8 protein-coding genes are annotated in these 12,570 nt (G+C 46.0%); 2 read left to right on the top strand and 6 right to left on the bottom strand.

All coding sequences use genetic code 11. The features are described from left to right. Positions 1 to 7: 7 nt before the first annotated feature. The 3 genes from J7545_RS18810 to J7545_RS18800 form a co-directional block, all read right to left on the bottom strand. Positions 8 to 1,813, bottom strand: a complete 1,806-nt coding sequence (locus tag J7545_RS18810; RefSeq protein WP_318701303.1) for a thiamine pyrophosphate-dependent enzyme — start codon at positions 1,811 to 1,813, stop codon at positions 8 to 10. Positions 1,814 to 1,916: 103 nt separating this feature from the next. Further along, positions 1,917 to 3,428 carry a long-chain fatty acid--CoA ligase gene (locus J7545_RS18805; RefSeq protein WP_318701302.1) on the bottom strand — a complete coding sequence of 504 codons (1,512 nt, stop codon included), beginning with the start codon at positions 3,426 to 3,428 and terminating at the stop codon, positions 1,917 to 1,919. Between the two features lie 577 nt (positions 3,429 to 4,005). Beyond that, positions 4,006 to 5,817, bottom strand: a complete 1,812-nt coding sequence (locus J7545_RS18800; protein ID WP_318719996.1) for an aromatic amino acid ammonia-lyase — start codon at positions 5,815 to 5,817, stop codon at positions 4,006 to 4,008. A gap of 421 nt (positions 5,818 to 6,238) precedes the next feature. On the opposite strand from J7545_RS18800, the gene J7545_RS18795 reads away from it, so the two are divergent. Beyond that, a complete protein-coding gene (locus J7545_RS18795; protein ID WP_318701299.1) occupies positions 6,239 to 8,779 on the top strand; it encodes a CHAT domain-containing protein in 2,541 nt (846 codons plus the stop codon). A gap of 75 nt (positions 8,780 to 8,854) precedes the next feature. Here the strand turns inward: J7545_RS18795 and thrC are convergent, their stop codons facing one another. Further along, positions 8,855 to 9,943 carry a threonine synthase gene (gene thrC, locus J7545_RS18790; RefSeq protein WP_413038556.1) on the bottom strand — a complete coding sequence of 363 codons (1,089 nt, stop codon included), beginning with the start codon at positions 9,941 to 9,943 and terminating at the stop codon, positions 8,855 to 8,857. A gap of 133 nt (positions 9,944 to 10,076) precedes the next feature. Continuing rightward, a complete protein-coding gene (locus J7545_RS18785) occupies positions 10,077 to 10,565 on the bottom strand; it encodes a cyclic nucleotide-binding domain-containing protein (RefSeq protein WP_318701296.1) in 489 nt (162 codons plus the stop codon). A gap of 126 nt (positions 10,566 to 10,691) precedes the next feature. Between J7545_RS18785 and J7545_RS18780 the strand changes: the two genes are divergently transcribed. Further along, positions 10,692 to 11,285: a chromophore lyase CpcT/CpeT gene (locus tag J7545_RS18780; RefSeq protein WP_318701295.1), complete on the top strand. Its 594-nt coding sequence runs from the start codon at positions 10,692 to 10,694 to the stop codon at positions 11,283 to 11,285. Positions 11,286 to 11,337: 52 nt separating this feature from the next. On the opposite strand, the gene J7545_RS18775 is transcribed toward J7545_RS18780, so the two are convergent. Next, complete coding sequence (locus J7545_RS18775; RefSeq protein WP_318701336.1) at positions 11,338 to 12,426, bottom strand: S8 family serine peptidase; 1,089 nt, start codon at positions 12,424 to 12,426, stop codon at positions 11,338 to 11,340. Positions 12,427 to 12,570 lie beyond the last annotated feature (144 nt).

Here is a 12,570-nt window from a genome sequence, read left to right as displayed (position 1 = left end):
GAAAGGGCTAGGACGGAAGTCCTTTGGATTCCCGTGCCCCTTGAGCCATCAAACTCTTCACTCGTTCTCCAAGGGGAGCAGGTACTGTGGGGTCAATCTCTACATCAATTACGAAAGGCTCTGTCGCTTTCATTGCTTCTGCCAAAATCTTCTCAATCTCGGTCTCTTGGGTAATGCGAACCCCCTTGGCTCCCATGCCACGAGCAACGAGTGCAAAATCGGTTTGCGTCATTCCCGCATCAACGTTCTTGAATCCCAAGGCCTTCATTCCTTGATCACACAAGTTGTAGTTTCTATTGTTAAGAACAATCCAGACCGCAGGAATCTGATATGTGACAGCCGTATTTACCTCACTATTCATCAGCATGGCACCATCTCCGACAATGGCGACTGCCTTACGTGCTGAGTCCGTCTCGTCTTGCAAGGCCAAAGCTGCACCTACAACTCCTGTTACTGCATGACCCATCGAACCAAAGTTCATACTGACTCGATAGCGACCTGGCTCTTTGAAACGTAAGGTGTGAGTCCCCCAAGCAAAAGAACTGCCAGCTTCCGTCATCACTACAGCATCGCTGCCATCCACAATGATGTTCTGAATGGCCTGCATCAGCACTTGGGGTCGCACAAGGCCACTAGACTGGGGGTTCATCGGAACAAGATACTCTGGCCGAGGCAAAGATACGGGTGTTGACTCAACAGTCTTTTTGGGTAAAGCCTCAAGTAACTGCTTCAGAAATACTTTGACATCAGACTGGATGGCTGCCAGGCATTTGGCAGAATTAGAATAAGCATCTGAGGGGTTGCTATCTACTTGGATAAATCCCTCCTGTGGCACCATAGTTGGACTCCAGAATGAAGTAAATTCTCCCAAGTGCGTTCCCAAAACTAATACATGCTTAGGAAGATACTCTTGCATATAGGTGAGGACAGAGGAATGTCCGCCAAACCCACTGACTCCAAGAAAGAGAGGATGATCTTCAGGAAAAATCCCTTTTGCGCGAGGGGAACAGATCACGGGAGCATCCATACGTTCAGCCAGTTTGCGAATCTGTTTAGTAGCTCCCCGCGCTCCAAAGCCGAGCCAAATGGCAAAAGACTTTTCACGTAATAACTTTGCACAATGGGCAATCTCTCTTTTGCGGGCCCTAACTGTTGAGTAAGCCGTTTTGATCTGGGGTAAGGAGATATCAGTTAAATGGGATTCAACTGCCATGGGAATACTGATATGAGCAACAAAGCCATCTGAGTGAGCCAACCCTTTAGCGAACTTGGTTTGGATCATGGGCAATTGAGCCTCAGATTCAAGAATGGTAGCAAAGTCAAACAAAGTACCTGTACTAAAAAAGTCGGAAGGCATGGTGCTAAGACTGGTTTCTTGAAACGCAAATTGGTCTCGTTGAGCAGCAGATGTGCAAGGAGAAATTAGGATCACTTTTGCTCCCTCTGATCGAGCGGTAAATAACCCTGTTAAAGCATTTGTTAGTCCAGGGCCAGTAGTTGTAAACACCACAACGGTTTCACTATTGACAAAATAGGCTTCTGTTGCAGCAAATGCAGCTCCTGCTTCATGACGGAAATGGAATACTTGAATCGAACTTTGTTCTAAAGCATTCCAAACTGGAGCGATCGCACCACCAGAAACCCCAAAAGCTTTTTTTATATCAAACAGTTCCAGCATTTTTACAACCGCTTGTGCTACAGATATCCGGCATTCTGTTTGATCCAATTGTTCTTTGTCTTCTATGCAGGGTTCTGAGAGAGGGGCGATAGTTTTTGCCACACTCGAATCATCGTCAAAAATTTCTTTTCCCATGATTTTCTTCTTGCATTAATTACTAGCTTTTTGAGGGATAACGTTATCGGATAGAGGAGGAAGTCGGCATTTGATGATCGCAATACTGCCTACTCCTGACTTCCTATTTCTTCTTGAGAGCGAGTTCTTCTTCTCGCAACACTCGTTTGAGAATCTTGCCCGTAGCATTCTTGGGCAGACTGTCTACAAAGGAAATGGAACTGGGCACTTTATACTTGGCCATGCGATCGGCACAAAATGCTTGCAATGCCTTGGCTTTCAGCGATCGCCCCGCTTTTAAGCGCACCTTGGCTTTTACTACCTCTCCCTTGGTAGGATGGGGAGCGCCATAGACGGCTGCTTCCATCACATCCGAGTGTTGGTAAAGAACTCGTTCCACTTCTGCTGGATAAATTTTGAACCCAGACCGATTAATCATGTCTTTGAGGCGATCGACAATGTAGAAATAGCCATCTTCATCCATGTGACCTAAATCTCCAGAATGGAACCATCCATCTTTTAAGACTTTGGCTGTCTCTTCGGGATTATTGAAATATCCCAGCATTACATTCGGGCCGCGAATCACCAATTCTCCAACTTCACCAGGGGGCAGTGTCTCACCTTTGGCATCAACGACCTGCATTTCCACATTGTCAATGGGCATCCCAATGGAACCCAATTTATAGTGCCAATCGTGGTTATAGCAGGAGAATGGTGAGGTTTCGGTTAACCCATAGCCCTCATGCACCCATTGGCCATATTGCTCCTGCCACCGTTTGGTCAGTTCAGCGGGCAGAACTGCTGCTGCACTAAAGTAGTAGCGGATGGTTCTCAGGGCTAAGGGAGGCAACTGCATGTCCAGCAGCTTGGCAAACACTGTGGGTACGCCAAAGAACATGGTAATGCCTTCATATTGTACGGTTTCCACCAGTTTCTCTGGGTCAAAGCGACGTTGTAAGACAATGGTGGCTGCTGCATTGAGTCCTCCATTGAGGATGAAATTTTGCCCAAAACAGTGGAAGAGGGGTAAATACAACAGCAACTTATCATGGGGCTGAATCTGGCAATTATGCTTCACCGAGTGCATATTGGAGACTACATTGCCATGGGAGAGGGTTGCGCCTTTTGGGAGTCCAGTGGTTCCTGAAGTATAGAGAATAGCGGCTGGGTCTTGAATCTGCATGGAGAGAGCCTTGGCATGAGGAGACATGCGAGCGAGTAAACGGGTCAAACTCACGTCTTCCTCTGCTTTGCCTTCTGCAATTAAAATGTGCTGGAGATGGGCAAGGTCATCTGCCGCAATTTGCACTCTCAAGTCTTGAGTGGTAACGATTGCTTTTGCTTCACAGTCATTGAGGATAAAGAGTACTTCGTCCTGTTTGAGCATTACATTGAGCGAAACCACCACTGCCCCGATCTTGAGACTGCCCAGATAGGCAACTACAAATTCCGGGATATTGGGCAAAAATAACGCCACGCGATCGCCTTTTTCCACACCCAAGTGCTTCAGTCCATTGGCCATGCGATTGACCAACTCATCCAAATGTTGATAGGTAAATTCCTGTCCTTCAAACCGTAGGGCGACTCGCTGGGGAAAAATTTTGTGATCGCGTTCCAAATGTTCTGTAATGTTCATGACTGTTGTCTTTTAGGATAAAAATTTCGGGAATGGAGAGAAGGCTGTGCGCTAGGGAGTCGGGAGTTCCCTTTTTGTTTGTTGTTCCCGATTGGTGATTCTCCACTCCCACTTCCACAAGGGCCGACTCCCCAAGGCGCAGCAACTTCCAATTCCTCGGAGTGCAAGGAATTATTCAATGAATAGAGAAATTGAATCATATTGAAACTTACAAGTTTGGCAAAAGGGAATGGTTTAGTGATCTGTATCACAGACGGCTAGCCCATCTTTGTTGTTAAAATGCTAGGTGGATATTCAGAGTTTAGGAGCACTTTAGTGATCCATGTCACAGACGGCTAGCCCATCTTTGTTGTTAAAATGCTTAGGTAGATATTCAGAGTTTAGGAGCACTTTAGTGATCCATGTCACAGCGAACCAGTCCATCTTTGTTAGAATATTAGGGGAACTATTGTTTAGCCACCCATTCTTATTGTACTATTTTCTAGCAAAGAAAAATATGGTACCAGTAGTAACCCAAACAATTGTACCTAACCCATTAGAGTGGAATCTAGAAAAGCTAGCTACTTCCTAATCAGCCTTAAGACAAACCCATATTTTGAAGGGACTGCAAAATGAGACCCCCTTGTGCTAGATCTGCCGCTATACAAGCGATGTGATAATCGAGTGATTGCTCGCAGTCATTCCAGATGTACGGTCTTCTAGTTGAAGGAGGCTTATCCACCACGGCTCGGACAGCACTATAGAGCTTTTCAGTTGCAGGAGAAAGACACTCCCTGGCATCGTAATGTCCGGCAACTTTATAAGTCCGTTGATCCACGCCCTGCACAGCAAACATCAGAGCCACAGCCATATACTGATGGGAAATGGAGATCGCTTGCCGGGTTAAGTTAGCAGAAGCAAACCCCTGAGAGTTAATATTCTGATTAAACTGTTCAGCATGGGTGGGAAATCGGTCTGCAATAGAATTGCCAAAAAAAGTCAAGAGGGGCATTAGGGAATTGCCGGTAATTTGCAACCCTTTTAAGCCCATATTCACTTTGCGGCCGGTATTACCAACTAACGAAGAGGGAAGACCATTATTAAATTCTGGGGCAACCAGAAGAGCAATCTGCGTATCCAGGTGTTTAGCCAAAAGTCCCAGATAATAGCGCAGTCGATCCATCCCTACACCGACATATTGACCGAGAAAGTTTCCACAGTGGTACGTGGTTTGATTATCAACATCAATTAAGGGGTTGTCAGTAACCGAGTTCATTTCTACTTCAACCTGTCCCGCAATTTCCCTCAGTCCATCCACGATGGGGCCAAGATATTGAGGTAAACAGCGCAGGGAATAGCGGTCTTGGATTAAATTCTCTCGTTCAAAGTGCTGCCGCTCTTGCCGTTCGTCTCGCGATAATACGGAGCCTTCTAAAAGGTCGAGCATCGTAGCAGCAGCCCACTTTTGACCTGAATGAGGTTTCAAGTCATGGATAAAGGGATGAAAGGATTGATTGGTTCCAGCTAATCCTTGCACAAAGAGGGCATGAGTCCCCATGGCTAAGGCTAACAGTTGTTGGGCATCGTGAACGCACAGAGCAGCAATACCTGTCATCACCGATGTGCCATTGGTCATCGCTAGCCCTTCTTTTGGATGTAAGATTAACGGTTTCAACCCCAGGTTTTGCAAGGCTTGAGGGGCCGGCATCGATTGCCCTTGAAAATCAACTGTAAACGAGTCATCAATACCAATCAATGCGCCTGTAATCCTAGCTAAGGGCACTAGATCGCCACTTGCTCCGATCGATCCGTACTCGTAGACGTGGGGGGTAACCCCTTGATTGAGAAAGGTAGCCATCCGTTTAATCAGTTTCAGTCGAATCCCGGATGCTCCTTTAAGGTGCGAGTTCATCCGTAAGAGCATTGCTGCTCGGACATCGGCTAGGGGCAATGGTTTTCCCGCTCCTGACTTGAGGAACCAAATCAAGTTGTTTTGCAGTTCGGCTGCTTCTTGGGAGGAGATAACGGTATCCGCCATGCCACCAAAACCAGTGGTTACTCCATAAATGGCTTTGTTCTGAGCCACCGCATCTTCTATATAGTTGTGAGCAGCCTTAACTTGTTCTAATAGTTCTTCTGCATCCGACAATTGAACTAAAGTCCCCTGGCGAGCAACTTCAGCTATGTCTGTGATGGTGAGGTTCTCATCGCCCACCGTTACGATTTCATTTTCATGCCTCGGAAGAGGCGATCGCTCCTTTTCCTTAGATGGTTGTTCTCCAAACAGTTGCGAAGTCTCCTGAACCATACGGTTTCCCTGTTGTTTTTGCTGTTTACTGCTTAAGGTCACTTGTTCTTTTTCCCGTAGGACTCTAGTGTTCCCACGGATTAGTCCTGGTCTTTTTCTCATTAATGTCCTCAATCTGCCTTAAGTGCTAGGTGAATCTATTTATGGTGTGATACTAGCTTATTCGTTATATCTACATAATAGATGATCCCCTACTAAAGTCAACCTCTCGTTGATAAGATATATCTATGTATATACAACATAAATATAAGTATCGATAGTCAGAAAAGAGGATAGGGGGACGCGGAGATGGAAAGATTGCCTATTACTGCGAAATGCGTACTCTCCACTTCCGAACGCGAAGCGCAGCGCTATAGAAGAATTTAATAATTAAATCGTTGGGTTCTAAACCCTGTCCCAGACAGAGAAAGGGGTGGAGGAGTGCATTGATGATTTAAGGAAGGGGGGTCTGACCCCTCCCATCGGCAGAGGAAATGAGCTATTTTCTAAGTGTTCAACAACACTACGTCTTAAACAGAACACTATGATCAGAAAATTACGACGTTACTGGAATTATCTTTTAATTGCACTGGTGACCATCGGTCTAGCTTTGTCTGTTCAAAGCGCGATCGCGATCGTTCCCAATCGCACTCCTGTCCCCTCTGCCCAAACCTCCACTCCTCTGGAGCAAGGTCGTCAACTCTATCAGTTAGGTCGCTTTGCAGATGCGGCTAAACTTTGGAAGCAAGCAGCACAGGGCTATGAGAGAGCAGGAGATGATGCCTATCAAGCCTTGAGTTTAAGTTATCTCGCCTCCGCTTATCAAAAACTAGACCGTCCAGAACCAGCCCAGGAAGCCATTGAAGAGAGTATCGAGATCTTAGAGTCTGACCCTGAGCCACAAGCCTTTCTTTGGGGTCAAGTCCTCAATACGCAAGCCAATCTTTTTCTCTATTTGGGACAAACTCAAAAGGCTTTAGACACTTGGGAGATGGCAGAAAGCTACTACCAAGAAGCTAGAGACCATCAAGGCGTGGTGGGGAGCCAACTGAACCAAGCGCGAGTCTGGCATGGTTTGGGGTATTATGGCCGAGCCTATGATACTCTTGAGGCGATCGCGCAACAAACCAATCAGCTTGATGATTCACTGCTCAAAATTCAAACACTCCATAGTTTGGGCAATGCCTTACATCTGAATGGATATCGGAACGATGCACGCCAAATTCTAGATCAGGCTTTGATTCTCGCAGAACAGATCAACGCAGACAGCGAACTGAGTCCAATTTTATTAAGTTTAGGGAATATTGCCGCTGACCAGAACAACACCCCTGATGCTCTATATTATTATCAACAAGCGGACCGCACGGCCAAGAATGGAAAGACTCGGTTAGACGCACAACTTAACCTCCTACAAATGTATACAGAACTTGGAGAGCAGAAAAAGACCCAAACAATTGCAACTTCTCTCCAAAAGCAAATTGATACATTGCCTGCCAGCCGCTCTAGCATCTACGCAACGGTTAACTTTACCCATACTTTAAATACCCTTGAACGGCCAGAAACCATCCTACCACCGTCCAAAGTCGCCAAGCTTCTAGGGGGTGCGGTGCAAGATGCCCGTAGTTTGAAGGATGCCACAGCCGAAGCTTATGCTCTAGAACAATTGGGCGCACTGTATACTCGACAAGGACAAACCTCAGCAGGGAAAAATTTACTCAAACAATCTCTGTCACTGGGTCAGGCAATGCAAGCCAATGTCATTATTTCTCAAGCAGCTTGGAATTTAGGCCGGGTAGTGCAACAAGAAGGAAATCAGACAGAGGCGATCTCCGCTTACCGAGAAGCCATTGATGCTCTGCAAGCATTGCGAGGTGACTTAGTCGGGGTTGATCGGGAGATTCAGTTTTCCTTTCGCGAAAGTGTGGAACCGGTTTACCGAGAATTAGTCGAACTCCTGTTAGATAATCATCCCGGTCAAACCGAATTAGCGGAAGTCCGCAACCTCATTGAGAGCCTACAATTGGCAGAACTCGATGACTTTTTTGACGATGCTTGTTTAGAGGCCAAACCCCAACAAATTGATGCCATTGACCCCGATGCGGCTCTCCTGTACGTGATTATGCTTCGCGATCGCCTCGTCGTCCTCGTCTCTGCTGCATCCGAACCCATCCGTTACTACACTCGTTCCATTTCTCAAAAGGAGGCAACCCAAACGTTCCAAACCTTTTTGGCTACCCTACATCCGGTCTCCGATAATACTAAACGATTACAACTCTCCCAACAGATCTATGATTGGTTGATTCGGCCCGCAGAAGAAGATAATGCATTACAAGGTCACAACACCCTAGTGTTTGTGCTTGACGATCTCCTCCAGCGCGTGCCTGTAGCCGCCCTCCATGACGGACAACAGTATCTGATCGAGAAATATGCGATCGCCTTATCTCCAGGTTTGCAACTGCTACCAGCAAAACAACTGCAAGAACAAGAGATTGAAGCTCTTGTGGGTGGCATTAGTGAGGCGATCGATGGATTTGCTGCTCTCCCAGAAGTAAAACATGAAGTCCAAGAGATTTCCAATACTATCCAGGCGACTCAATTACTCAACCAAACCTTTACGCGAGACAAATTGGTACAGAAACTAAAACGAGACCATCCTAATGTAGTTCACTTAGCTACCCATGGACAATTCGGCTCGACTCAAGAAAATACCTTTTTACTGGTATGGGATGGACAATTAAATGTGCGAGAATTATCCGAAGTACTCAAAGACCGCCGCCGGAGTAAAGATAACCTAGAGTTATTAGTCTTGAGTGCTTGCGATACTGCCGCCGGAGACGATCGCGCAGCTTTAGGTTTAGCCGGATTTGCTGTCAAATCTGGGGCCCGCTCCACCATTGCCAGTCTTTGGCCGGTTCGCGATCGAGTTGCTGCTCAACTGATGGCCCAATTCTATGAAGACTTGCGTCAACCGGGTATTGGCAAAGCTGAAGCCCTTCGCCAGGCGCAGCTTAAACTCCTAGAGAGTAAAAGCTTTCGTGAACCTTTCTTCTGGGCCTCTTTTGTCATGGTCGGGAATTGGCTCTAACGCTCTGCGTTGGTGAGTAGGAGGATAGGGAAGACGGGAGGACTTCCTATTCCCTATTCCCTATTCCCTATTCCCTTAAAATCCCATGGCAGCAGCGACAGATTTTAGATCGGGTTCGATGCCTTGATGACATGGATTTTGGCTATGGTTAATCGCTGTGTCGGGGTCTTTCAAACCATTGCCAGTGAGAACACAAACAATTTTGGCTCCTTCTGGGACTTGGTCTTTCACCTTCAATAACCCAGCCACCGAAGCGGCAGAAGCCGGTTCGCAGAAAATACCTTCTTCGGAGGCTAACAGGCGATAGGCATTGAGAATGTCTTCATCGGTAACGGCTTGGAATTGACCACCACTGGCTTCTTGGGCTGCCACTGCCCGATCCCAACTGGCAGGGTTCCCAATACGAATCGCAGTGGCGAGGGTTTCTGGATGTTCGATGGGGTGTCCAGCAAGAATGGGGGCCGCGCCCGCCGCTTGAAAGCCCATCATTTTTGGCAGTTGACTACACTTCTTTTCTTGATGATATTCACAAAAACCCATCCAATAGGCAGTAATATTGCCTGCATTGCCTACAGGAATACAAAGCCAGTCGGGAGCATCCCCTAATGCATCTACAACTTCAAAGGCTGCTGTTTTTTGTCCTTGGAGCCGATAGGGGTTAACGGAGTTGACCAAGGTAACCGGATACTTTTCTGAAACTTCACGTACGATCGCCAATGCTTGGTCGAAGTTATCTTTAATGGCCAGAACTTCTGCCCCATAAAGCAGGGCTTGGGCCAGTTTACCCAGAGCGACATAGCCTTCAGGAATAATTACAAATGCCTTTAACCCTCCCCGTTTAGCGTAGGCAGCAGCAGCGGCCGAGGTGTTGCCAGTACTGGCACAAATCACGGCTTTCGAGCCTTCTTCTTTCGCTTTCGAGACTGCCATCGTCATCCCCCGGTCTTTGAAGCTTCCGGTGGGGTTTAAGCCATCATATTTTACCCAGACTTGAACCTGTTTTCCGATTTGAGCAGCGATCGCCGGCACAGGAATCAGAGGTGTGTTACCTTCTAACAGGGTAACCACAGGCGTACTTTCAGTTACGGGAAGGTAGGCGCGGTAGGTTTCAATTAATCCTTTCCAAATACTGCGTGCGGACGAGTTTGGATGAGTTTGACCGATCGGGGTTGATAAAGTGGCAGTCACGTTCGCTTGGTTAATCCAAATGAAGTTTAATATATCTGTTCTATATAGTTTAATGCATGGGTTGCTTTTAGGAAAATGTGGAGTAATCCAGGCAATAGGCAATAGGGAGTCATCCCCGCGTCTCGGTGTCTTTGTATCCAGAGGATGAGGCGACTCCTGACTCCCCAGTGTGAAGGGCTATATATTTAATGGAATCAAACCCCAGAGGGCGATCGCCATCAACGGCTTGTTGATGTAAAACATCAAAGTCAATCACGATGACCTTCACCTGGGTAAGAGTCGTAACATAGGCAGAGCTCGGTTCACCACTAAAAAAGCTGATTTCCTCCAAGACGGTAGGAGCTTGGAGAGTCGATAGGAGGTATTCCTCGTTGGAAGTCTCTAGGGAAACCTGGACTTCTCCTTTGAGAAGAAAAATAATTTGCCGACAGAGAACATTTTGTTTTAAAATTCGCTTGCCTGCGGCGATCGTCCCCTGTTTGCCCAGTTTGAGAAAGGCTTTAACTTGTTTTGCTCTCAGGTGATTAAAGGCTTGAAACGGTTTATCCTTCATGGCATTCGGCTCTCGGTCTATCCTAACTCTGGTTTTATTCTGCACTCTCTCTTAGTTTCTTGACTCAGAGAAATTGAAGATAAAAAAATTTCAGATAAACTCGACTCTGGACATCAAGTCTCAGTCCCATTTTTTCAATGGTTAATAATTAATAATTAATGGTTAATTCCTATGACTCATTCTACAGATATTACCACCTTCGCCCGCTGGATGGCCGCAGACTTCAGTAATCAAGAGCAAGCCTTTGAAAATCCACCCTTTTTTGCTCATATTCGGGTTTGTATGCGTCCGCTTCCCTTCGATCTCATGGGCAATATTAGTTTATATCTAGAGCAAGCTTATCATCTAGATGTCACTCAACCCTATCGTACCCGCGTCCTCAACTTTGTTCTCAAGGATAATCAAATTGAGGTCGAAAATCATAAAGTTTTGCATGAAGAAGAATTCTACGGTGCATCTCGACATCCCGAACGCCTCCAAAACCTCACCGCAGACCGAATCGAAAAATTGTCGGGATGCACCTTCCAAGTCGAATGGACAGGCAAGAGTTTCAAAGCCAAAGTAGAACCGGGAAAAGGTTGCGTAGTTGTTCGTAACGGCAAAACTACTTATCTTGACAGTGAATTTGAAGTTAGTCCTTCTGGACTGATTAGTTTAGATCGCGGACGCGACCTAGAAACGGGTGAAAGGGTATGGGGTTCGATTGCTGGCCCCTTCGAGTTTGTGCGCTGGGAAAACTTTGCCCACGAAGTGCAAACTCAGTAGTAACCCATTTACAGTGCCTTGTGGGGAAGTAGGGAGAGCGAACAATAATATTCTAAATTCGGATTCTTTCAGAAGCTTTTCCTTGGATTTTTAATTTCATGCGGTTATATAAATCAACTTCCGGATTGGCATGAGCAATGGATACAACTAAAGTGTATCTCTGACTTGGATTTTTTTCCGGATCGACCCACTTTTTGTTACAAGCCACCACTAAATACAAGGGTTGATCCTCATATTTCCATTTGATACTTTTAAACTGATGTTGCCCTTTTGGCAGGGTTCCTTTTTTCCTAGTTGTTGCATTAGGTAACAGTGGGATTTCTATACTACTACCACATTGTTTCTTTAGATCTGCTATGGAAATCTCTGTAAAGTCTGAATTATCGATTTTTTTAGCATCGGTAAATGCTTGGGCAAGTTTTTCCTTTGCAACATTCTTAAACAAATGAAATTCCATCGTAATGCCGAGGTAGGAATCTCCCCTTGTATGGCGCGTGGGTGGATCGAATGCCAAGGTAACGGATAAAGTTTTGGTTCCTTTAGTCTTTACAAACTCTCGCGGTAAAGCTGGAACTTCGTAAATACAATAATTGCCAACAGATAGGCTTTGATGATCTTCTACAAGCAATACTTGATTTTCTGTGGAGTAAGCAGCCCTTTCAAAATTGGGTTGTCCGTATCCATAAATTTTTTGCTTGCTTAAATCTTTATCTAGAGAAGAAGGCATATTGGTAGGAATTTGAGCGGAGTCGGCAATTAGGGATCGAATAAGGTTTGATGAGGCATTGGGAAACTTTGTAAAAAGTTTAGCAGCGAGGTTGGCAACGCGGGGGGCTGAAAAACTCGTACCAACATAAGCTTTAAATAGGGAGGAACCTTGAAAGTTTTTATTTAGGGTTATTATGGCTGGCCCCGAGTCATTGCAATCGATTCGATCGCGCTCTAAAATAAAGTCTCCACCAAACTCCACTAAGTCAGGTTTAATCATACCGTCAACTCCAAACCCGCTACGAGTAAAAGGGGACGGGTATTTTTCAACTTTGGCGATCGCTATCCTTGCATCGTTAGGATACTTGGAACTACCTTTTCCCATTGATATAGAACCTACAGTTAAAGCGATCGCTGCCGTAGCGGGGTCTATAATCCCAAATCCGGATAGTATGGGAAAGAGAAAGTCACACTGGCCACCAATGAAATTGAGTCAGATGACGAACTGGCTCGTGCATAGAATTAGCCAAGGTCAAACACCGCTCAACTAAGAGGTCTTCCATCACCTCAATGGTGT

Source organism: Roseofilum sp. SBFL (assembly GCF_017746885.1).
In the GTDB taxonomy this organism is placed as follows: domain Bacteria; phylum Cyanobacteriota; class Cyanobacteriia; order Cyanobacteriales; family Desertifilaceae; genus Roseofilum.
This window is presented reverse-complemented; position numbering and strand designations above follow the sequence as displayed.